This is a genomic window from Frankia sp. R43 (assembly GCF_001306465.1).
GTDB classification, from domain to species: Bacteria; Actinomycetota; Actinomycetes; order Frankiales; family Frankiaceae; genus Parafrankia; species Parafrankia irregularis.
Genome location: NZ_LFCW01000002.1, coordinates 447,951 through 469,178, shown reverse-complemented (window position 1 = coordinate 469,178; position 21,228 = coordinate 447,951). Strand labels below are relative to the sequence as shown.

Annotated in this window: 17 protein-coding genes and 4 tRNA genes; 11 read left to right on the top strand and 10 right to left on the bottom strand. The window is 71.4% G+C overall.

The genetic code is table 11. From position 1 onward, the window contains the following. Window positions 1-285 precede the first annotated feature (285 nt). Window positions 286-357, bottom strand: a tRNA-Val gene (locus tag ACG83_RS09475). 557 nt (window positions 358-914) lie between these two features. On the opposite strand from ACG83_RS09475, the gene ACG83_RS09470 reads away from it, so the two are divergent. Continuing rightward, window positions 915-1,346, top strand: a complete 432-nt coding sequence (locus ACG83_RS09470) for an SsgA family sporulation/cell division regulator (protein WP_006544472.1) — start codon at window positions 915-917, stop codon at window positions 1,344-1,346. Between the two features lie 217 nt (window positions 1,347-1,563). Here the strand turns inward: ACG83_RS09470 and ACG83_RS09465 are convergent, their stop codons facing one another. Continuing rightward, window positions 1,564-2,721, bottom strand: a complete 1,158-nt coding sequence (locus tag ACG83_RS09465; protein ID WP_054565777.1) for a chorismate-binding protein — start codon at window positions 2,719-2,721, stop codon at window positions 1,564-1,566. 477 nt (window positions 2,722-3,198) lie between these two features. On the opposite strand from ACG83_RS09465, the gene ACG83_RS09460 reads away from it, so the two are divergent. From ACG83_RS09460 to ACG83_RS09450, 3 genes are all read left to right on the top strand, one after another. Continuing rightward, window positions 3,199-3,270, top strand: a tRNA-Gly gene (locus ACG83_RS09460). A gap of 44 nt (window positions 3,271-3,314) precedes the next feature. Then, window positions 3,315-3,386: transfer RNA gene (locus ACG83_RS09455), tRNA-Cys, on the top strand. Between the two features lie 14 nt (window positions 3,387-3,400). Further along, window positions 3,401-3,475 (top strand) — tRNA-Val (locus ACG83_RS09450). 155 nt (window positions 3,476-3,630) lie between these two features. Here ACG83_RS09450 and ACG83_RS09445 read toward each other — a convergent pair. After that, on the bottom strand, window positions 3,631-4,461 hold the full coding sequence (locus tag ACG83_RS09445; protein ID WP_054565776.1) for an N-acetylmuramoyl-L-alanine amidase: 831 nt from the start codon (window positions 4,459-4,461) through the stop codon (window positions 3,631-3,633). A 257-nt stretch (window positions 4,462-4,718) separates the two neighbouring features. After that, entirely contained in the window at window positions 4,719-5,537 is an 819-nt protein-coding gene (locus tag ACG83_RS09440) for a DUF3097 domain-containing protein (protein ID WP_006539045.1), read from the bottom strand. Between the two features lie 185 nt (window positions 5,538-5,722). Between ACG83_RS09440 and ACG83_RS09435 the strand changes: the two genes are divergently transcribed. Continuing rightward, entirely contained in the window at window positions 5,723-6,313 is a 591-nt protein-coding gene (locus tag ACG83_RS09435) for an isochorismatase family protein (protein ID WP_054565775.1), read from the top strand. Between the two features lie 49 nt (window positions 6,314-6,362). Here ACG83_RS09435 and ACG83_RS09430 read toward each other — a convergent pair whose 3' ends face one another. From ACG83_RS09430 to ACG83_RS09415, 4 genes are all read right to left on the bottom strand, one after another. Then, the gene (locus tag ACG83_RS09430) at window positions 6,363-6,653 is read right to left on the bottom strand and encodes a DUF4193 domain-containing protein (RefSeq protein ID WP_006539043.1); all 291 of its coding nucleotides are present in this window, start codon (window positions 6,651-6,653) and stop codon (window positions 6,363-6,365) included. Window positions 6,654-6,844: 191 nt separating this feature from the next. Then, complete coding sequence (locus tag ACG83_RS09425) at window positions 6,845-7,378, bottom strand: DUF3145 domain-containing protein (protein WP_054565774.1); 534 nt, start codon at window positions 7,376-7,378, stop codon at window positions 6,845-6,847. Window positions 7,379-7,656: 278 nt separating this feature from the next. Next, window positions 7,657-8,616, bottom strand: a complete 960-nt coding sequence (locus ACG83_RS09420; protein WP_054565773.1) for an SPFH domain-containing protein — start codon at window positions 8,614-8,616, stop codon at window positions 7,657-7,659. A gap of 83 nt (window positions 8,617-8,699) precedes the next feature. Further along, window positions 8,700-9,254 (bottom strand): NfeD family protein, encoded by a 555-nt coding sequence (locus ACG83_RS09415; protein ID WP_054565772.1) that lies wholly within the window; start codon window positions 9,252-9,254, stop codon window positions 8,700-8,702. A 171-nt stretch (window positions 9,255-9,425) separates the two neighbouring features. On the opposite strand from ACG83_RS09415, the gene glgX reads away from it, so the two are divergent. From glgX to treZ, 3 genes are all read left to right on the top strand, one after another. Then, window positions 9,426-11,669: a glycogen debranching protein GlgX gene (gene glgX / locus ACG83_RS09410; protein ID WP_054566527.1), complete on the top strand. Its 2,244-nt coding sequence runs from the start codon at window positions 9,426-9,428 to the stop codon at window positions 11,667-11,669. 163 nt (window positions 11,670-11,832) lie between these two features. Next, window positions 11,833-14,250, top strand: a complete 2,418-nt coding sequence (treY, locus tag ACG83_RS09405; RefSeq protein WP_054566526.1) for a malto-oligosyltrehalose synthase — start codon at window positions 11,833-11,835, stop codon at window positions 14,248-14,250. A gap of 119 nt (window positions 14,251-14,369) precedes the next feature. Further along, window positions 14,370-16,130, top strand: a complete 1,761-nt coding sequence (gene treZ, locus ACG83_RS09400) for a malto-oligosyltrehalose trehalohydrolase (protein ID WP_054565771.1) — start codon at window positions 14,370-14,372, stop codon at window positions 16,128-16,130. A gap of 70 nt (window positions 16,131-16,200) precedes the next feature. On the opposite strand, the gene ACG83_RS47575 is transcribed toward treZ, so the two are convergent. Next, a complete protein-coding gene (locus tag ACG83_RS47575) occupies window positions 16,201-16,326 on the bottom strand; it encodes a hypothetical protein (RefSeq protein WP_255354713.1) in 126 nt (41 codons plus the stop codon). A gap of 173 nt (window positions 16,327-16,499) precedes the next feature. Here ACG83_RS47575 and ACG83_RS09395 point away from each other — a divergent pair, with 173 nt between their 5' ends. The 3 genes from ACG83_RS09395 (at window position 16,500) to ACG83_RS09385 (ending at window position 19,950) form a co-directional block, all read left to right on the top strand. Further along, a complete protein-coding gene (locus ACG83_RS09395) occupies window positions 16,500-17,312 on the top strand; it encodes a pyrimidine reductase family protein (RefSeq protein WP_054565770.1) in 813 nt (270 codons plus the stop codon). Between the two features lie 168 nt (window positions 17,313-17,480). After that, window positions 17,481-17,870, top strand: a complete 390-nt coding sequence (locus tag ACG83_RS09390; protein ID WP_054565769.1) for a hypothetical protein — start codon at window positions 17,481-17,483, stop codon at window positions 17,868-17,870. A gap of 31 nt (window positions 17,871-17,901) precedes the next feature. Then, the gene (locus tag ACG83_RS09385; RefSeq protein WP_054565768.1) at window positions 17,902-19,950 is read left to right on the top strand and encodes a hypothetical protein; all 2,049 of its coding nucleotides are present in this window, start codon (window positions 17,902-17,904) and stop codon (window positions 19,948-19,950) included. 104 nt (window positions 19,951-20,054) lie between these two features. Here ACG83_RS09385 and ACG83_RS09380 read toward each other — a convergent pair whose 3' ends face one another. Continuing rightward, window positions 20,055-21,218, bottom strand: a complete 1,164-nt coding sequence (locus ACG83_RS09380; protein ID WP_054565767.1) for an ATP-dependent DNA ligase — start codon at window positions 21,216-21,218, stop codon at window positions 20,055-20,057. Window positions 21,219-21,228: the final 10 nt, after the last annotated feature.

The following is a 21,228-nucleotide window of genomic DNA, read 5'->3' as shown; positions in this document are numbered from 1 at the left end:
GCCGAAAGGCCGCGCCACCACCAAAGTGCCACCACCGCGCAGCACGAGGCATCTGATTTTCTGGGCGTCGAACCGGCCCGAGGACCTTCGTCACGGAGACCTCGAGACGACTGTGGGATCACCGAATCGGACGTACCGGTACCCCTCAGGGGTACCGGTCGGCTCCCTGGAGGGGCGCAGGTCACAGCCCAACAGCGCAGATGGGAGGGTGGCCGACCGTAGGGAGCGGAGAGGGCTGCCGCCATCGGGCGACGCAGCGATGACGCGGAGATACCGCGCGGTGTGTGGGCGTACGTGGTTTCGAACCACGGACCTCTGCCGTGTGAAGGCAGCGCTCTACCCCTGAGCTATACGCCCGCGCGATCCAACAAGCTACCTGACAGAACGGAACCGATGCACCGGACCGGCCGGCGCCGCCTCCAAACTACCCCAAAGCCTCTCAGACCAGCAGCTCCGGCCGGACGTGTTGCGCCCTCACCGAGCCTGGGCTCAGCTTACACGGACACGACCGAGGGACGGACAGGGGGTGGCCAACGGACGGATGGGGGCATGTCTGCCCTCCGGCTGATCCTCGGGACACGCCGGGTTGGCCGGGACTCGCCGTGGTTGAGACGGGTCCGGACAGGGAAGGCTATGAGTGGCACGGCCTCGGCAGAACGGCCATTGTGCTCGGGGGAACCCTCAGTCGAACGCGGAACACGATCACCGAGCGACACCTTCGGCTCGGCGATCACCACCGCGACCGACCGGGTCTTCTCAGGGGACTTCGGTCGGTCTTCCCGGGCAGGGCAACTCGCCCGAACCGCCGTAACGGATGTTGTCCTGGCATAACCTTGTTTCAAACGGGACTCAGAGAGGGAACTATCTCGTTACACGGGTGCTCGCCCGCACCACGCACCATGAGAGGCCGCCCGATGACTATTCGTCACGATTCGATCACCGCAGAACTCGCCCTTCGGCTCGTCGTTCCCGGTGGCGCTCCGGTTCCGGTCGCCGCCACGGTCCGATACGAGCCGGCCGACCCGTACGCGGTCAGCATCGGCTTCCGCACCGGGGCCGATGAGGTCGTGGAATGGACCTTCGCTCGGCAGCTCCTCAGTGACGGCGTCCGCCGGCCAGCCGGCGATGGCGACGTACAGGTCTGGCCCGCCGCCCAGTCGGGTGGGCGGATCGTGTGCCTGTCGTTGTCGAGTCCGTCCGGTCACGCGCTCTTCGAGATGCCACGTGCCGAGGTGCTGGCGTTCCTCCGCCGAACGTATGCGGCCGTGCCGCTCGGCGGAGAGAGCGATGTCATCGATCTGGACGCCGAGCTCGCCCTCCTGATCTGGGGCGGCCCCGAACGGTGACGCAACCGGGGTCGGCGTCGTGTCCGATCCCGGGCAGGCCGGTGCGGGCACATCCGGCACACAAGTCAGCTCCCGTCGACATGAGCGCCTGGTGGGGACTCTCCCCCACCAGGCGCTTCGCTATGTCCGTGGGTCCGTGGGTCCGTGGGCCGGTGGGTCCGGGTAGATCCGTGGGAGACCTCCCGACCGAAAAGGAGATCCCCCGGCGCGGAGATCCTCAGCCTGTCGCCGAGACACGCCCGGACGTGTCGTACCCGGATCCGCGGGAGACGGCCGTCGGTCCGGCCCGACCGCTCCAGCTCGTGGCGGTCGAGGGCGCGGCGGAGGCCAACGACAGCAGGTTGGCGGCCTTGAGCTCCGTCTCACGCCACTCCGCTTCCGCGTCACTGCCCCAGGTGATTCCGGCGCCGGTACCGAACCAGATCCGCTCGTCGGCGAGCCAGAAGGTCCGGATGGCCACCGACAGCCAGCCACGCCGGGTGTCGGCGTCGACCCACCCGATGCCGCCGCAGTAGTGACCGCGCGCGACCGGCTCCAGCCGGTTGATGATCCGCAACGCGCTCGACTTCGGCGCCCCGGAGACGGATCCCGGCGGACAGGTCGCGGCGAGCAGCTCGGCCCAGCCGACCTGGGGAGCAAGTGTCGCCTGCACAGTCGAGACGAGATGGACGAGGCCCGGGTGCTGCTCGACCCTGCACAGCGCCGGCACCGTGACACTTCCCGGTCGCGCCACCCGCCCCAGATCGTTCCGGACCAGATCGACGATCATCACGTTCTCGGCGACGTCCTTGTCCCGAAGGTCGGCGGCGGTCCGGCCGGTGCCCTTGATGGGGCCGGAACGGACCACGTCACCGTCTCGGGAGAGGAACAGCTCGGGAGAGGCGCCGACGATGCGCAGATCCGCCTCGGGCGCATCGAGCACCACCGAGTAGGGCGCGGGGTTGCCCGCGGCGAGAACGGCCGCGAGGGCGGCGAGATCCGATCCCGCCGGGCCCGGGGCGATCGGTGCCGACAGAAGGCGGCACAGGTTCACCTGGTAGACCTCGCCGGCGGCGATCTCCGCGCGGATCGCACCGACCCCCGCGACATAGGCCGCGGCGTCCATGCTCGTGACCCACGAGTCATGTGCCGGCCCCTGCCAGGGCCCGGCGGCCTCCACCGCGGCCGCCGGGGCCGGGCGCACCTCGCGAAAGCGGACGCAACGGCAGCCGCCCTCGAAGTCGACGACCACTCCCCAGAAGCCGCCGCCGTCCAGCACGCGCAGGTCGTCGGAGACGTCCACCACGCCGGTGGCGAGCAGTCCTCCCGCCAGGAGATAGGACTCCCGGCCCCGGACCGCCCCTGGGACGGTCACTCCAGCCGCCCGTGACCGCATTGCGCGCCGCTCCCTGAAAGTCGTCCCCCCGTCGTGATGCCCCTGTTCGCGTACTTCATTCCGCTGACCGTATCGCCGCGGTCGACGTGGCCGCGCTCACCCCGTCACCACCCGATATACAGCGCCTACCGGCCGGCCAGTCGGCCGTGCTCCGGCCTCTGCCCACCGACCGGCGCCCTCCGGCCAGCCGGAGGGGAGGCGCCTGCACCACGAGGGCGGGCCGCCATCGCGACCTTCCGGCGACCGAGAGTGACGACCGACCGCCTCGACCAGCGCCGGCGCCGCTTCCGACGCCAAAAGTGACTGTCAGCCCAACTCGCCACCAACGATCGGGCGACATTCGAGCGACATCCCGGCACGGCGGCGTTCACATTCGACGACCGCCCCGATCGTCCGCTAGAGTGCTACCTACACCGCCAAGCGGGAAGCCGATCCGATCGGCGAACCGGGTCCCCCAAGGGGGATCAAGCGGAACATGCGGACGTGGCTCAGTGGTAGAGCATCACCTTGCCAAGGTGAGGGTCGCGGGTTCGAATCCCGTCGTCCGCTCGGAAGCGGTGTGGTCAGAGATTGCAGCCATCACGGCCTTTCGCGGCGGAGTGGCCGAGTGGTTTAGGCAAGGGCCTGCAAAGCCCTGTACGCGGGTTCGATTCCCGCCTCCGCCTCTGATCCAAATTGCGGGCGATTAGCTCAGTGGGAGAGCGCTACCTTGACACGGTAGAGGTCACTGGTTCAATCCCAGTATCGCCCACCACTCCGGATGCGCTGCGGCGCAACGGAAACGGCCACCCCGGCGGGGTGGCCGTTCTGCTGTCCGAGATCACTTCCCCTGTTGGGATCACCCGGTGGGAACTGGGTGGGAACGGACATCAGGAACGGACATCATCCGTCGCGGGCGGGCACTTGCACCTACGAGCGGCCGTCGCCCGGCGGGCTGCTGGTCAGGTACGCGGCGAGCCCGTCGGCGACACCCTCTGCCGCCCGCTGACGCCAGGCTGGATCCTTGATCCGCGCGGCGTCGCCGGGATTGCGCATGTTGCCGCACTCCAGAAAGACCTTCGGTACCCGGGAGAGGTTCAGCCCTCCGAGATCCGAGCGGATGGCGATGCCGTCGGAACCCAGATAGTCGGACCGGGCCTGCCCGGTGGCCGCGCCGAAGGACGCCCGAAGCAGGTCCGCCAGCTGGCCCGAGCTGTCCAGGATCGCGTTGTTCGACCCGTCCGGGCTGGCCGCGGGCGCGATGACATGGAATCCGCTGCCCTCCGCCGGACCCCCGTCCGCATGGATCGACACCACGGCGTCCGCGCCGGCCTCGTTGCCGATGCGGGCCCGCTCGTCGACACAGGGTCCGACGCCGTCGTCCTCGTTGCGGGTGAGGATCACCGTGGCACCCAGGGCGCGCAGGACGTCCGCCGCTCGGATCGCGACGTCGAAGTCGAACGCGTGCTCCGCGTACCCGTCGTCGGTCGAAGCGCCGACGGTGTCGCACTCCTTCTGGAAACCACCGGCGTCGACGCGCCGGTTGATGGCTGCGGGGTGGGCGCCGTTGCCACCGTTGTGACCCGGATCGAGTACCACGGTCCGCCCGAGCAGGGTCCGGGAATCCTGCGCGGAGGCGACCTCGACACCGGGAGGCCGGGCGCCGGGTGAGCTGGCGCCGTCGGGCCAGAACGCCAGTCCTGCCGAAGCGACGGCGATGAGCGCGAGCGCAGCGCCGGCGAGTACGGCAAAGGGTGACACCGCTCTGGGCGTGTTCCGGGGCCTGCTCCCGGGCCTGCTTCTGGGCAATGGACGCCCTCCGCTCCTGTCCGCCCCCCACAGGCCGACCAGCCCAGTGCCCCGCACCACGAAGCCACCGAAGGGCCGGACAATCTGAACTAGCCGTATAGAACCATATACGCGCTAGTTCTCAGCCCTCCCGTGTCAGGCCCGACAGCTCGGCCGGGCGCAGGACGCAGTCGCAGGACGGAGTCTCAGGACGGAGTCTCAGGACGGAGTCAGGGCGCGGTGACGAAATCGATCAGCTCCTCCACCGCACGCAGCAGGCCGGGCTCGAGGTCGGCGTACGAGTCGACCGCCGCGAGGATCCGCCGCCACATCTCGACGGGATCGGCGACGCCGAGCGCGGCGCAGACACCTTCCTTCCAGGGCCGCCCACGCGGAACCGTGGGCCAGGCCTGGATGCCGACCGAGGCAGGCTTCACGGCCTGCCAGATGTCGATGTACGGGTGCCCGGTGACAAGAACATGCTCGCCGGTGACGCCCGCCGCGATCCGACTCTCCTTGGAGCCCGCGACCAGGTGGTCGACAAGCACCCCGAGCCGACGGCCCGGGCCGGGCCGAAAGCCACGAACGATCTCCGGGAGGTCGTCGACACCGTCCAGCGGCTCGACGACGACTCCCTCGATCCGCAGGTCGTCACCCCACACTCGTTCGACCAGCGCGGCGTCGTGCAGGCCTTCGACGTAGATCCGGCTGGCCCGGGCCACCCGGGCGGGCAGGCCTGGGACGGCGATCGAGCCCGAGGCGGTGCGCCCCGGTGGACGCGGCGCGGCCGACCGGGCTCGGGTGAGTGTCACCGGCTCCCCGTCCAGCAGGAAGACGCCCCCGTCCAGGGGGAAGGACCGCCTGCGGCCGTGCCGGTCCTCAAGAATGACGCCGCCGGCCTCGATACCGACCACGGCGCCGCAGAAGCCCGACTCGGCGTCCTCCACGACCAGGTCTCGCTCGATCTCGACCGCCCGCGGCGGCCTGGGCGCCCTGGCGCCGGCGCTGGACTGGGCCAGGACATCGGATCCGTAGTCGCGGCTGCGCACGCCCGCAACCTACAGTGGGACAGGGACGGGCATTCCCGACGACACGCCGCCGGTGTCCCGATCGAGCCATCAGCCGCCGCCGTGGGGCGGGCCGTTGGGCGTCCGCCCGCGAAGCCCGCCCGCGGAGTCCGGCCAAGCGGGTGCGGGATCGGGCCGGCCGGCCGGCCGAGGATCGGAGCGCAGCGATGGGCACGCGTTACGGCGACGGGGTGGCGCTTCTGGTCATCGACCTGCAGAACGATTTCGCCACGGTCGGCGGCAGCCTCTACGTCGCCGGTGGCGAGGAGATCGTCGCCGGGGTCAACCAGGAGATCGCCGCGGCGGCCGACGCGGGCAGTCCGGTCTTCTACAGCCAGGACTGGCATCCGCCGGCCACACCGCACTTCGTCACCGACGGGGGTATCTGGCCGCCCCACTGCATACGTGACACGCCCGGGGCGGATTTCCATCCCGGCGTGGTGATCGCCGGTGAGGTCATCCGCAAGGGTGTCGACGGAGCGGACGGCTACTCGGCCTTCTCTGTCCGGGACCCGCGTTCGGGCGAGCGGTCCGCGACCGTGCTCGGTCAGCGGCTCGCCGCGGGAGCGGTGACGAGCGTCGTCGTGGTCGGCCTGGCGGGTGACTACTGCGTGCTGGAGACGGCCCTCGACGCCCGGGAACAGGGCCTTGAGGTGACTGTCCCGCTCGCGCTCACACGCTTCGTGGAACGCGTTTCGGGCGACCGCGAACGCGCGGTCGCCCGGATGATCGAGGCGGGGGTACGGGTACCGGCCTGACCTGCGCCGGCCAGTACCGCCCGCCGCGGCCCCGCGGCCTCACCCGCGGTCAGGCCGCACAGTCCCGGCACACCATGCGGCGAGCGTCATGCAGCTGGCTGCGGTGGTGGACCAGGTAGCAGCTGGTGCACGTGAACTCGTCCGCCTGCCGTGGCAGGACTCGGACGGTCAGTTCCTCCCCGGACAGATCGGCGCCCGGCAGGCCGAGCTCGGTCTCGAACGGATCAGCGTCGTCACCAAGGTCCGCCGCCGCGTCCGCCCGCCGGGCCTTCAGGGCCTCCAGGCTCTGCTCGGAATCCTCGAGATCGGCTGTTCGGGGGGTGTCGTAATCGGTGGCCACTGAGTTCTCCCAGAAAGGTTGTGCTCTTGTCGTGCGCAACCCACAACGCACGACCCCGGGGGTATGTGCCCGTCCGACCCACGGGAACACGATGTGGGCTTGACCACAGCAAGATGAGCAGGCGCTCATCGCCGCGCGGACGCCCGACTAAGGACGCTTCGGGCTGATCACGATCTGTCCGGAAAAACGGCTCATCCAGTGCGCCGGAGCCAGGTGACCGGTGCGCCGTGTGCCCCGCGGCGCAGCGGTTCCAGCACATCATCCCAGGCGGTGCCGAGCAGCCGATGCAGGCCCCGGGACAGGGACTCCCGCGCCTCGCCGCGTTCCAGCAGGGCGAGCAGCGCCGCCTCGCCCACCACGACGTCCCCGTTGGCGGCGATGGCGGCGCGGTGCAGCCCCAGCTCGGGAGTGAAGGAGTACCGTTCCGCGTCACACCCCGGGGAGGGGCCTTCGACCGTCTCGAAGGTCACGTGCCCCAGCCGGCGCAGAACGGTCGCCAACCGGCCCGCTGTCCCCGGGGCCGCGCGCCACTCCAGGCCGGCGTACAGGAAGCCGGGCTGGCCCGGCTGCGCCGTCCAGGTCAGGGAGACCGGGGCGGTCAGCGCGCCGGACACGGCGAACTCCAGGTGCGGGCACAGTGCCGGCGGACACGCCAGCACGGCCAGCTTGCCCGGCACGACGTAGGACGACGTGCCGGATGACAGCTCACGAGCCGTCGATGACATTGCCACCACGCGGGACCTCCGTCGACGAGGAACGCCTTCCCCTGCGTCTCGTCACGTGAGCCCCTCGAATACCAGTCGATCGTGCCATGACCAGCGGGCCAGGACTAGACCCGCCCCCTCCCCTGGTGCCAGTTGTGGCGTGCCCCACCCCAACAGAGTGACTGGTTCTATCGCCCGCCCGGACCAGTGAGCCTTTTCCGTGGTCGGCTCAGGCTTCGGCCTCCCTGACCGTGGGCCGTGAGGTGGAAAGGGCCCACCTCGGACCAGCACGGGCCGGATCAGGCGATGGGTTCCTCCGCCGTGGTGGGGCCGGTCTGCCCGGCGGGGCCGTTGGCCGGGCCGCGGGTGGCCCGGTCGGCGCGGGCCTCGACGTCGAACAGCCCGCCGGGGCCGGCCAGGCCCCCCAGCGCGGAGGTGAGCTCGCTCGGCACGATCCACAGCTTGCTCGCCTGCCCCTGAGCCAGCCGCGGCAGCATCTGCAGGTACTGGTAGGCGAGGAGCTTCTGGTCCGGGTCGCCCTCGTGGATGGCACCGAAGACCGTCCCGATCGCCTTCGCCTCACCTTCAGCGGCCAGGATCTGTGCCTCCCGGTGGCCTTCCGCTCGCAGGATCGCGGCCTGCTTCTCACCCTCCGCGCGAAGGATCTCGCTGGCCTTCACCCCCTCGGCGGTCAGGATCGCGGCCCGACGGTCCCGCTCGGCCCGCATCTGCTTCTCCATGGAGTCCTGGATGGAGCGCGGCGGGTCGATCGCCTTCAGTTCCACCCGGTTCACCCGGATGCCCCACCGGCCGGTCGCCTCGTCGAGGACGCCGCGCAGCTGCCCGTTGATCTGGTCCCGCGAGGTCAGCGTCGCCTCCAGGTTCATGCCGCCGATCACGTTACGCAGCGTGGTGACCGTGAGCTGCTCGATCGCGCGGATGAAGTCGGCGATCTCGTACGTCGCCGCACGCGGGTCGGTGACCTGGAAGTAGATGACCGTGTCGATGCCCACGACCAGGTTGTCCTCGGTGATGACCGGCTGGGGCGGAAAGCTCACGACCTGCTCCCGCAGGTCGATGCGTTCCCGGATCCGATCCATGATCGGTACCACGATCGCCAGCCCCGGTGTCAGCGTGCGGTGGTAGCGGCCCAGCCGCTCCACCACCATCGCCCGCGCCTGCGGAACGATCCGCACGGACCGAACCAGGAAGATCAGAACTACCAGCGCCACCACCGCGGCCGCGATGACTCCGCCCATCTCTACTCCTTTCCTTGGTCAAGGCCGAGGTCCCGATCCCCGGCATACGTCCGAGACGATGCAACGGCACGCCCGGAACCGGCCTAGGCGGGAGTCACCGGCCCGCCTGCGCCCAGCCCGCCGGAACCGGGCCCCCCGGAACCGGGCCCGCCGGAACCCGGGTCGGGCGGGTCGAGGCCGGGCAGGTCGAGGCCGGGCGGCAGGTTCGGCTCGCTGCGGCAGACGACGGCCCGGGCGCCCTCGATCCGCAGCACCAGCACGGTCGCGCCGACGTCCAGCACGTCGGTGTCCGGGAACGATCGCGCGGACCAGACCTCGCCGGCCAGCCGCACCCGTCCGTCCCGCCCGTCGACCCGTTCGAGGACCTCCGCTCGCGCACCGACCAGCGCCTCCGTTCCGGTCCGCAGCTCCGGCCCGTGCTGTAGGTGGCGCCGCGCGACCGGCCGCAGGCCGAGGGTGAGGCCGGTCGAAGCGGCGGCGAAGACGACGAGCTGTGCGATCAGATTCCCGCCCAGGGCGGCGACGCCCGCGCTGAGCAGAGCGGCGACCGAGAACATGATCAGTATCAGGTTCAGGGTGAACAGCTCCCCCACCAGCAGGGCACCGGCCACGACGACCCAGACGACCTCATCCGCCATGGGACTCCCCCTCCCGCGGCCACCACAGCAGCGATCGGCGAAACAACCGGGCGCCGGACAGGGCGACCAGTCAAACGATCAACAAGAAACGCAGTGGTGGCAGCCAACGGCCGCCCGCGGTTCGCGCGCCAGCCGGTCAGCGACGGGTGGCGAGCCGTAGGCTTCGTGCGTATGTCGCAGGTCTGGCCAGGCAGCCCTTACCCCCTCGGCGCCACCTTTGACGGATCGGGCACCAACTTCGCGATCTTCTCCGAAGTCGCCGAGCGTGTCGAGCTCTGTCTGTTCGACGCCGCGGGCACCGAGCGGCGGATCGAGCTGCGGGAGCGCGACGCGTTCGTGTGGCACGCCTACCTGCCCGCCGTGCTGCCCGGGCAGCGGTACGGCTACCGCGTCCACGGGCCTCATGATCCCGCACGTGGCCACCGGTGCAACCCCAGCAAGCTTCTGCTGGATCCGTACGCCAAGGCGGTGGACGGCGAGGTCGACTGGGACCAGGCCGTCTTCGGCTACAACTTCGGCGATCCGGACAGCGTGAACACCGCGGACTCCGCGCCGCACATGATGAAGTCGGTGGTGATCAGCCCGTTCTTCGACTGGAACGGCGACCGCCCGCCCCGTCGCCCGTACCACGAGACGGTGATCTACGAAGCCCACGTGCGCGGTCTGACCATGCGCCACGAGGGCCTGCCCGAGGAGTACCGCGGCACCTACGCGGGGGTGGCGCATCCGGTGATGATCGACCATTATCACCGTCTGGGCGTGACGGCCATCGAGCTGCTGCCCGTCCACCAGTTCGTCCACGACGAGCACCTCGTCCGCCGCGGCCTGCGTAACTACTGGGGCTACAACTCCATCGCGTTCCTGGCGCCGCACAACGGCTACTCGTCCGCCGGCGGCGACGGGCGGCAGGTCCAGGAGTTCAAGTCCATGGTGCGCAACCTGCACGAGGCGGGCATCGAGGTGATCCTCGATGTGGTCTACAACCACACCGCCGAGGGAAACCACATGGGCCCGATGCTGTGCTTCCGCGGCATCGACAACCAGGCCTACTACCGGCTGGTCGACGACGACCAGAGGTACTACATGGACTACACCGGCACCGGGAACAGCATGCGGGTCCGGCATCCGCACGTCCTTCAGCTGATCATGGACTCACTGCGGTACTGGGTGACCGAGATGCATGTGGACGGATTCCGCTTCGACCTCGCGGCGACCCTGGCCAGGGAGTTCTACGACGTCGACCGGCTGTCCTCCTTCTTCGACCTCGTCCAGCAGGACCCGGTGGTCTCCCAGGTCAAGCTGATCGCCGAGCCGTGGGACCTGGGCGAAGGCGGCTACCAGGTCGGCAACTTCCCGCCGCTGTGGACCGAATGGAACGGAAAGTACCGCGACACCGTCCGTGACTTCTGGCGCGGTCAGGACCACGGCATCGCCGAGTTCGCCTCCCGGCTGACCGGCTCCTCGGACCTCTACGAGAGCAGCGGCCGGCGGCCGTGGGCATCCATCAACTTCATCACCGCCCACGACGGCTTCACCCTGCGGGACCTGGTCTCCTACAACGACAAGCACAACGAGGCCAACGGCGAGGAGAACCGGGACGGCTCGGACGACAACCGGTCCTGGAACTGCGGGGTCGAGGGGCCCAGCGACGATCCCGTGATCAACCGTCTGCGGGGCGCCCAGGCGCGCAACCTGCTCACCACCCTGCTGCTCTCACAGGGGGTGCCCATGCTGGTGGCCGGCGACGAGATGGGCCGCACCCAGCACGGGAACAACAACGCCTACTGCCAGGACACCGCCGTCTCCTGGCTGGACTGGGCGGACGCCGAACGCAACGCCGATCTCGTCGAGTTCACCGCCCAGGTGGCCCATCTACGGCGGGCGCACCCGGTCTTCCAGCGTCGCCGGTACTTCCAGGGCGAGGCGGGCCGCGGCTCGACCGGTGGCGGCTACCACGCTGCTGGCACCCGCGACGCAGCCGGCGACCCCAACGCGGGTGAACAGCCGGGCGGCGCGGAAACCTCCGACCCGGCCGCGAAGGACATAGTCTGGCTTCGTCCCGACGGTAGCGAGATGTCCGACACCGACTGGGAGTCCGGCACGGCGCGCTCGCTCGGCTGCTATCTGAACGGGCACGGCATACCGGACCCCAACGCGCTCGGAGAGGCGATCGTCGACGACTCCTTCCTGCTGTTCTTCAACGCCCACCACGAGCCGATCAGGTTCGTGGTACCACCGGGCAACTTCGGCACCACCTGGGAGATCATCGTGGACACGCGCTCATCCAGCGCCGAGATCGCGGCGATGCTCGGTGGCGTCGGGGCTTATGCCACCGACGCCGAGCAGGTGATCAAGGCCGAGGACCCGCTCGAGATCGACGCTCGGGCCACCCTCGTGCTGCGCCGTGTCAGCTGACTGGCCCGGCGGCCCGGACCGGACCGGGCCCGCCGAGCGACACGCCCCCGACCGCCGTCGGGACGGCGGGGCCGGGCGGGTCGGCGGGCCCGGGCAGGGCGGCCCACACGACGGCGGCGAGCGCCGGGGCATCCCCACCGGGACCTACCGGCTCCAGCTCCACATGGAGTTCGGGTTCACCGACGCCGCCGTGATCATTCCGTACCTGTCGGCGCTGGGGGTCTCCCACCTCTACCTGTCGCCGATCCTCGAGGCGGCGCCCGGGTCGACGCACGGCTACGACGTCGTCGACCACACCCAGATCAACCCCGAGCTGGGCGGGCTCGGCGGCCTGCGCCGGCTGGTGGCGGCCGCCCGCCGCGCCGGGCTGGCCCTCATCGCGGACGTCGTCCCCAACCACATGGCCGTGCTGACTCCCGGAACGACGAACACGGCCTGGTGGTCGGTGCTGCGCGAGGGGCCGGACTCCCCCTACGCCTCCTGGTTCGACATCGACTGGGACTCCCCCGAGAACCCGGGGCGGGTGCTGCTGCCCCTGCTCGGCCAGTCGCTCGCCGACAGCCTCGCCGCCGACGAGATCAGCGTCGAGCAGGACGAGGACGGCGAATGGGTCATCGTCTACTACGACCACGTGCTCCCGGTCGCGGCGGGCACGGCCGACCCGTCCGACGTCGCAGCGACCCTGGACGCGCAGTACTACCGGCTGTGCTGGTGGCGCGTCGGCGGGACGGAGCTGAACTACCGCCGTTTCTTCGACATCTCCTCGCTCGCCGGGCTGCGGCAGGAGGACCCCGACGTCTTCGCCGCCACCCACCGCCTGCTGATCGAGCAGGTCCGCTCCGGGAACCTGGAGGGCCTGCGCATCGATCATCCGGACGGCCTCGCCGACCCGGAGGAGTACCTGCGCCAGCTGTCCGACGCGACGGGCGGTGTCTGGACAGTGATCGAGAAGATCATCGAGCGTGAGGAGGCCCTGCCGGACAACTGGGCCTGCGACGGCACCACCGGCTACGAAGCGCTGAACCGGCTGACCCGGCTCTTCCTGGACCCGGTGTCCGCCCGCACGATGGGCACCCTCTACGCCGAGGTCACCGGCCGCTCCCCCGACTTCGCGCTGGTGGCCCGGCAGGCCAAGATGGACGTCCTGACCAGCGTGCTGCGGCCCGAGGTCGACCGGCTCACCGGCCTGGCGCTGGCCGAGGCCCGCCGCGACCGCGCCGACCTCACCCGGGCCGGTCTGCGGGAGGCGCTGCGGGAGGTCCTCGCCGCCTTCGAGGTGTACCGCGCCTACATCCGACCGGACGGAACACCGAGCCTGGAGGCCCGCGGGCACATCGTCCGGGCCTGCGAGCAGGCCCGGCTGACACTGCCCGGCCGGACCAGCGAGATCGATCTCATCGAGGATCTGGCGCTGGCCGGGCCACCCGAGTTCGTGGTGCGCTTCCAGCAGACCTGCGGCCCGGTGATGGCCAAGGGCGTCGAGGACACCGCCTTCTACCGGTACGTCCCGATGGTCGCGCTCAACGAGGTCGGGGGCGCTCCGGGCGACTTCCCGGCCTACCCGACCGGGCATCCGCGCAGCGCCGTCAACGAGTTCCACGAAGCCAACATCAGCACCCAGCGCACCTGGCCGCTGACGATGACCACCCTGTCCACCCACGACACCAAGCGCTCCGAGGACGTGCGGGCCCGGCTCGCCGTGCTGTCGGAGGACCCGCGGGGCTGGGCCGACATCGTGCGGCGGCTGGCCCGCCTGGGCGAGCGGCACGCCGACCCTGAGGCGGGCTGGCCCGATCCGGTCACGATGTACCTGCTGGTGCAGACCCTGGTCGGCGCGTGGCCGATCTCGGCCGAACGGGTGTCCCAGTACATGGTCAAGGCGGTGCGGGAGGCCAAGCACTTCACCACCTGGGCGGACACCGACCCCGCGTACGAGGCGGCGCTGACCAACTACATCGAGGGCGCCCTGGAGGACGAGGACTTCGTCGCGGCCCTCGACACCTACGTCTCGACGCTGGTGGAGCTCGGCCGGCAGAACAGCCTCGCGCAGAAGCTGCTCCAGCTCACGATGCCCGGCATACCGGACGTCTACCAGGGCCAGGAGCTGTGGGACCACTCGCTGGTCGATCCCGACAACCGGCGTCCGGTCAACTTCGGTGAGCGGACCAAGATGCTCACCGAGCTGGGCGTGGAGCCCGGATCCGAGCTCGCCGCACCGAAACGCCCGCCCCTGCTCGACGACTCGGGCGCGGCGAAGCTGCTGGTCGTCGCGCGGGCGCTGCGCATCCGCCGGGACCATCCGGAGTGGTTCGGCGAGCACGGCAGCTACCGGCCGCTGTGGGCGTCCGGGTCGGCCGCCGAGCACGTGGTCGCCTTCTGCCGGGCGGAGTCGGTGGTCACCGTCGTCCCGCGGCTCGTGCTCGGTCTGCGGCGCGGCGGCGGCTGGCGTGACACCACCGTCACGCTGCCCGAGGGCCGCTGGGCCGACGTGCTCACCGGCCGCCGGCACGACGGTGGGACCGCCTACGTGCTGCGACTGCTGCGTGACTTCCCGGTGAGCCTGCTGATCCGCACCCCGTAGTTCCAGAGTCGCCGTGGTTCCGGATCATCCGTGGTTGCGGAGCATCCGTGGTTCCAGCGCATCCGTAGTTCCAGGGCATCCGTGGTTGCAGGACATCCGCGGTTTCAGGACAGGAGACCATGAGCTACTTCCGGGTGTGGGCACCGGCCGCGAAGACCGTCAGCCTGGTCGTGTCGGACACGGTGCACCAGATGGCCGGTGCCCCCGGCGGGTGGTGGACCGTCGAGGTGCCGTCCGCCCGGCACGGGACGGACTACGCCTACGTCCTCGATGACAGCGAGCAGGAGCTGCCCGACCCGCGGTCAGCCTGGCAGCCGCACGGGGTGCACGGCCGCTCCCGGCTCGTCGACCACGCCCGCTTCCCCTGGACGGACGTCCACTGGCGCGGGGTGCCGCTGGCCGGCAGCGTGCTCTACGAGCTCCACGTCGGCACGTTCACGCCGCAGGGCACCTTCGACGCGGCGATCGAGCGGCTCGACCACCTCGCGGACCTCGGTATCGACATCGTCGAGCTGCTGCCGGTCAACGCGTACCCGGGGCGGCACGGCTGGGGTTATGACGGGGTCGGGCTGTTCGCCGTCCACGAGCCCTACGGCGGCCCGGAGGGCCTCAAACGCTTCGTGGACGCCGCACACGCCCGCGGCCTCGGCGTGATCATGGACGTCGTCTACAACCATCTCGGACCGGACGGCAACTACCTCGGCCGGTTCGGCCCCTATTTCACCGACCGCTACAGCACCCCGTGGGGCCCGGCGGTCAACCTGGACACCCCCGGTTCGGACGAGGTCCGCGCGTTCATCATCGACAGCGCGCTGGCCTGGCTGCGGGACTACCACTGCGACGGGCTACGCCTGGACGCGGTGCACGCGTTCGTCGACAACCGGGCCCGGCACCTGCTGGAGGAGATCTCCGACGCGGTGCACCGGCTCGGCACCCAGCAACGCCGGCCGCTGTTCGCGGTGGCGGAGTCCGACCTCAACGACCCACGAATGATCACCGCACCCGAGGCGGGCGGCCACGGTCTCGACGGGCAGTGGGCGGACGACATCCACCACGCGCTGTGGTCCACCCTTTCCGGGGAGCGGCAGGGCTACTACGGGGACTTCGGCTCGTTCGAGACGCTGAGCAAGGCGCTGAGCTCCGCGTTCGTCCACGACGGCGAGTACTCGACGTTCCGCGGCCGGGCCCACGGCCGGCCGGTGCCACGCCGGACACCGGCCTACCGGTTCGTCACGTTCCTGCAGAACCACGACCAGATCGGCAACCGGGCAACCGGTGACCGCGCCAGCGCCACGCTCAGCGACGGCCGGCTGCGCATCGGAGCCGCGCTGCTGCTCACCGCGCCGTTCACCCCGATGCTGTTCATGGGCGAGGAGTGGGGGGCCACCACACCGTGGCAGTACTTCACCGACCACACCGACCCGGGGCTCGCGGAGGCGGTGCGGACCGGGCGGCGCAGCGAGTTCGCCGCCCACGGGTGGGGGCCCCAGGACGTCCCCGACCCGCAGGACCCGGCGACCTTCGAACGGTCCCGGCTGGACTGGGTCGAACGTGACCAGCCCGGTCCTGCCTCGCTGCTCGACTGGCACCGGCGCCTGATCGCCCTGCGCCGGCGGCTCCCGCAGCTCAGTGATCCCGCGCTGGATTCCGTGCGCTGCTCCTACGACGAGCGAGCGAACTGGTTCGTGCTGCGCCGGCTCTCCCGCGACGGTGACGTCGCCGTGGTGTGCAACCTGGGTACCGAGCGGCAGAGTGTGCCGGTGGACGGGGTGCCCTTCGACGCGCCGGCGGCCTCCCGGCCCGGCTTCACCTACATGCCCGGCCGGGTCGAACTGGCGGGCGAGTCCGTCGTCGTGGTGCGCCTGCTGCCGACGGCCTGACCCACTCGCCGGCCTGGCCGGCCCGACGGTCCGGTCGGCAGCCCGATCGACGACCGGGCCGGCGGGCGGCTCAACGGCCGGGTCGGCGGGCGGCTCGACGGCGGGCCGCGTTGCGGTTCAGCAGGTAGTACAGCGAGCCGAGCCCGGCAAGGCTGACGATCAGAACACAGATCAGAAGCAGCACGTACGTGTTCACGCATTCATCCTGGCACTCCCGCGGGGACACCGACGGCGGCGGCCCGTGCGGCGCGGTGCTTTCGCCGGGTGTCCGCGGTGCCTTCGCCGGGTGTCCGCGGGCGTCTGGCGGGCCTGGCGAAAGCACCTGCGGCCGGACACCGGTACCACCGGGTGGCGGCTACAGTCGGGCAGATGCGTGTCCTTCTGTCCACCAGCGCCCCTGCTGCCGCGGGTGCCTTCGGGAGTACACACACCGAGGCGAGCGGTACCGGAACCGTCGATCTCGACACCGCGTACGCGCTGCCCGAGCCGGTGCCGGGCGTCCCCCACGTACGGTCCAACTTCGTCACCTCCGTCGACGGAGCCATCGAGATCGAAGGCCGGTCGGGCGGGCTCGGCGGACCGGCCGACCGGTTGGTGTTCCGCACCCTGCGCTGGCTGTCCGACGTGGTGCTGGTGGGCGCGGGCACCGTCCGAGTCGAGGACTACGGCCCCGTTCCCGTGCCGGCCGAACGCCAGGAGCGGCGGGTCGCCGCGGGGCTTGCGGCCGTGCCCCCGGTCGCCGTCGTCAGCGGCCGGCTCGACCTCGACCCGCAGGCCCGGCTGTTCGGCGGGGCGGTACGCCCGCTGCTGCTGACCTCCGAGGCGGCGCCGGCCCAGGCGCGGCGTGCCCTGGAGCCGGTCGCGGACATCGTGATCTGTGGGGAACGGACCGTCGAGCCGCCGGCCGTGCTCGCCGCGCTCGCCGCCCGGGGCCTGCTGCGGGTGCTGACCGAGGGCGGCCCGAGCCTGCATGCCCAGTTCGCCCGGGCCGGGCTGTTGGACGAGGCCTGCGTGACGCTCGCTCCGGTGCTGGCCGGCCCGGGGCGGCTCGGGATGATGACCGGTCCAGCCTGGGCGGCACCGCTCGGCCTGCGGCTCGTGCACGTGCTCGAGGAGAGCGACGTCCTCTTCCTGCGGCTCGCCCGGACGCCCGATGCCGATTCCGACTCGGCCGGGCGGTGAATCCCGGGACGCGGTCTCTGGACGACTTCACGTTGTCCACAGTCCGGGTCTGAAGCGGGCCGCCACCATCGGCCACGCCTAGCGTCGATCACGTCCTTCGGGGCCGCGCGACCGCACCGCGGAACGCCGGCCCCGCCCTGACGGATCACTGCTACGGACGGCGGCACAATGCCCTCACCTCAGCCCGGCGCGGCACTCCGGATCAACACAGCACCCCAGATCGGCACAGCACCCCAACCCAGCGTCCCGAACCGGTATCTGCAGGCGGTCGAGGCCGCGCTGGCGGTCGCGGTGGCGGGGCGCCAAGCGGTGTCCGACGCGTTCGACGTGCTGTTCGTCGAGGCCACCGCGGGTGGCTGGCAGGGCCGGGTGGCGGACGACTGGTGGCGCCAGGCCGCGGACCAGCGCGCGGCCGCCCTCGGCAATCTCGAGGCGTGCGTCACCGAGTGCCGCGGCCTGCTCGCCGGCCAGTCCGAGCTGGTGGGCCTCGACGACCCCCGGGCACGCCATCCCGGCCCGGCCCGGGCGGTGCCCATGGCGCCAGCCGGGCGCCGGTAGGCAGCGCAGGCGGCGGGCCAGGTCCACGTCCATGCCCATGTCAGACGACCGCGTCGTCGTCGATCCCGAGGCGCTGCAACGAATGATCAGCAGGCTGGGTGATCTCCGTGGCACCCTGCAGGCGCAGGCGCAGGTACTCACGGCGCAGGTCGCCGCCGTTCCGCTGGCAGTGGACACACCGAACCGGCTGCGGGCCGTCGACACCTGGGCCGCGGAGCAGGAGGCCCGGCTGCACCGCCGCCTGGTGCTGGCAGAGGCCGCCGACCCCGCGGTCCGGGACAGTCCACGTCTGGTCTTCATGCCCACCTCGTCCGACCGGTATGAGACCTCCGAGCAGGCGTCAGGCGCTGGCCGAGCGCTCGCGGAGGAACTGCTGCGCCCCGATCCCGATCGCCCGGGCGGCCAGCGGATCACCGCCGCCCTCACCGACCTCGGGGCACGGGTCACCGACCCGGACTTCGTGGCCGGGTTCTTCGACCGGCTGGGTCCCACCGGCCTCGCCCGCCTGTTGTACCGGCTGTTCGTGCCGGCGGGGCCGGCCGCGCAGGAGCGGGCGGCGGTCATCCTCGGGCGTGGGCTCGCCACATACAGCGGGGTGCGGGATCTGGCCGGGGCGTGGCTGCGTGGGTTCAGTCGGGCGGGCCGTCCCGGCGAGGTCGAGACATCCCTGCTGGGTCCACTGCTGGCACACGGGCAGTTCGCGCCCGCGTTGCTCGAGCGCCTCGGGGATCTGTTCTTCGGCACGGCCGACGGCTCGCTGCACGACGCCGGCCTGCGGCCGGGCCCGCGGGGGACCGCCGACGGGAGCCGGTGGACCGCCGGTTCCATGCACCGGGACTACGCCGCCGCACTTCTGCGGGCGATCGCGGCACAGCCGCGACTGGCTACGGAGTTCGCCACCCGCCACCTCTCCCAAGTCCTGTCCGCGTCCCATCTGCAGCGTGGTGGCCTGGCCCGCGCCCTGCGCCCGGACGGCGACGCCTGGTCCGCGCAGCTCGAGCCCGCGCGCGCGGCCCTGATAGCCGCGGCAGGCGGTTCGGCGGCGCGCCACGACCAGCCCGCCGCGGCGCGGGAGTTCGTCGTCCGGCTCGTCGAGATGACGGCCCGGCCCGATGCCGCGCACGTGTCCGCGCACATGCGGGCCGCTTTCGGCCAGATCCTCCACGCCTGGCGGGATGATCTCTACGCCGCGGTGACCTCTCCGCTGCCGCCCGACACCTCGGCACCGGGCGCGCCGGGCCTGGGCCTCACGCCGGGCCAGTGGGCCACGCTGCTCCGCGAGAGCCTGCGCGGTGGTGCCAGCGCCCCGCTGCTGGCGGCCGACGCGGTGACCTTCGCCGCCGGTCTCGACCTGCGGGCGTGGGAGCAGACCCGCGGCTACAACCGGCCCAACACGGGCTACTACCCGGCCAGCCCGCGTGCCCTGGCCTACCACCAGTCCAACGAGGTGGCGACGTTCTTCGGGGCCGCTCTCACGGATGTGGCGGAGGCGGAGCTTCGTGACCACGCCGCGAACGAGGCGGCGCACCAGCGGCGCACCGCGGTGCTGCTGGACGTGCTGGCGGAGACCGTGAAATCGATCGACCCCACGAGCCTCGTGCGCACCCTGGCGAATCTCGCCCGTGGCCTGACGGTCGAGATCGTCGAGGACCGGATCCGGCGGGCCGCCGCGAACCAGCCCACCGGGCCAGCCCAGGCGGTTCTCAAGGAGCTTCGGGCCGGGCTGCGGCGCTTCCCCGACTGGCAGGCCCGCTACCGTGCCTCGGTCGCGGACCTGTGGCGGCGCCGTGGCAGCGATCCGCTCCGCCCGGTCCTGGTCACGACGGCCGACGGCGCGACCCGCGTCTACACCGGCGATCCCCGCGCCGACGGCTTCATCGCGGGCCCGGCGGACGACTTCCTCGGCCCCACGGACGAGCCGATCGCCGTCGAGGCCATGAGCCGCGGCCAGCGGGCGGCCTACGAGCGCTGGCTGGCCAGCCCCGCGATCGTGGCGAACAACGACCGGGTCGCCTCGATACTCGGCGTGCTGCCCTCGGACGTGGTGCCCGGGTGGGCGCCGGACTGGGCCCGGCCGTGACCGCCGGCAGCCCGGGTCCGCGCGCCTCGTTCCGTGCCCGCGGCCAAGCCGGTGTCCGCGGCCAGGCCGGTGTCCGCGGCCAGGCCGGTCAACCGACCTTTCGGTCAGCCACCCGAACCGCTCAGGACGTCGGCGATCTCGAACCCGATTGGGCGTTCGAGCTGCTCGTAGGTGCACTCGAGCGGATCACGGTCCGGGCGGAACCGAACGAACTGGGTGGTGTGCCGGAACCGCGGGCCCTCCATGTGGTCGTAGCGCACCTCGACGACACGGTCCGGGCGCAGCGGGACGAACGACAGGTCCCGGCCGCGGGCCCACCTGCTCTCCCCGGCGTCCCACGGAGTCCGCGTCGCCGCGCCGTCCGCGCCCTCGGTGCCGTCCGGGCCGCCGGGCCGGGCCCACGGGTGATCGTCGATCACCGTCACCAGGGGCGCGAGCTCGCCGACCAGCTCGCGGCGGCGCGCCATCGGGAACGCCGAGGTGACCCCGACCGACAGCAGCGACGATCCGTCATAGAGCCCCAGCAGCAGGGAGCCGACCGCCGCCGGGTCGTTCTTGTACGGCCGGTAGCCGGCCACGACGCAGTCCGCCGTGCGCTCGTGCTTCACCTTGATCATGGCTCGTTTGTCTGGTTCGTAATGCCCGGCCGGCGGCTTGGCGACCAGGCCGTCGAGCCCGGCGCCCTCGAAGCGCCGGAACCAGTCCGCGGCCAGGTCCGGGTCGTCCGTCGCCGGGGTGAGGTAGACACCAGCCGGAGGGCGGCCCGGCGGGAGCTGTGTGTCGGCCGGCCCGGACCCCGGCGGGGTCGAGCTCGCCACGCCCGGGCCCGTCCGGCCCGCGAGCAGGTCCTCCAGGGCTGCGCGCCGCCGCGCGAGCGGCTCCCCGACCAGTGCCGTGTCACCGAGCGCGAGCAGGTCGAAGGCCACGAAGGACACCGGTGTCTCCCGGGCGAGCCGATCCACCCGGCTGGCCGCCGGATGAACGCGCTGGCTGAGCTCCTCGAAGTCGAGGCCGCCGGGGGCGATGACCACGATCTCGCCGTCCAGTACACAGCGTTCCGGCAGAACAGCCAGCAGGATCTCGACCAGCTCCGGAAAGTACCTGGTCATCGGCCGGGTGTTGCGGGAGGTGATCTCCAGCTCCGCGCCGTCACGGAACACCAGCGCCCGGAATCCGTCCCATTTCGGCTCGTACAGCATGCCCGGTGGGATCGCGGACGCGGCCCGCGCGAGCATCGGCTTCACCGGCGGCATCACGGGAAGATCCATGTGCGGATAC

What these genes read in the sequence shown, in the direction of transcription:
- ACG83_RS09470 (WP_006544472.1), top strand. Translation starts at nt 915, where the DNA reads ATGACTATTCGTCACGATTCGATCACCGCAGAACTCGCCCTTCGGCTC.
- ACG83_RS09465 (WP_054565777.1), bottom strand. Translation starts at nt 2,721, where the DNA reads ATGCGGTCACGGGCGGCTGGAGTGACCGTCCCAGGGGCGGTCCGGGGC.
- ACG83_RS09435 (WP_054565775.1), top strand. Translation starts at nt 5,723, where the DNA reads ATGGGCACGCGTTACGGCGACGGGGTGGCGCTTCTGGTCATCGACCTG.
- ACG83_RS09425 (WP_054565774.1), bottom strand. Translation starts at nt 7,378, where the DNA reads ATGTCATCGACGGCTCGTGAGCTGTCATCCGGCACGTCGTCCTACGTC.
- ACG83_RS09420 (WP_054565773.1), bottom strand. Translation starts at nt 8,616, where the DNA reads ATGGGCGGAGTCATCGCGGCCGCGGTGGTGGCGCTGGTAGTTCTGATC.
- ACG83_RS09415 (WP_054565772.1), bottom strand. Translation starts at nt 9,254, where the DNA reads ATGGCGGATGAGGTCGTCTGGGTCGTCGTGGCCGGTGCCCTGCTGGTG.
- glgX (WP_054566527.1), top strand. Translation starts at nt 9,426, where the DNA reads ATGTCGCAGGTCTGGCCAGGCAGCCCTTACCCCCTCGGCGCCACCTTT.
- treY (WP_054566526.1), top strand. Translation starts at nt 11,833, where the DNA reads ATGGAGTTCGGGTTCACCGACGCCGCCGTGATCATTCCGTACCTGTCG.
- treZ (WP_054565771.1), top strand. Translation starts at nt 14,370, where the DNA reads ATGAGCTACTTCCGGGTGTGGGCACCGGCCGCGAAGACCGTCAGCCTG.
- ACG83_RS09395 (WP_054565770.1), top strand. Translation starts at nt 16,500, where the DNA reads ATGCGTGTCCTTCTGTCCACCAGCGCCCCTGCTGCCGCGGGTGCCTTC.
- ACG83_RS09390 (WP_054565769.1), top strand. Translation starts at nt 17,481, where the DNA reads ATGCCCTCACCTCAGCCCGGCGCGGCACTCCGGATCAACACAGCACCC.
- ACG83_RS09385 (WP_054565768.1), top strand. Translation starts at nt 17,902, where the DNA reads ATGCCCATGTCAGACGACCGCGTCGTCGTCGATCCCGAGGCGCTGCAA.
- ACG83_RS09380 (WP_054565767.1), bottom strand. Translation starts at nt 21,218, where the DNA reads ATGGATCTTCCCGTGATGCCGCCGGTGAAGCCGATGCTCGCGCGGGCC.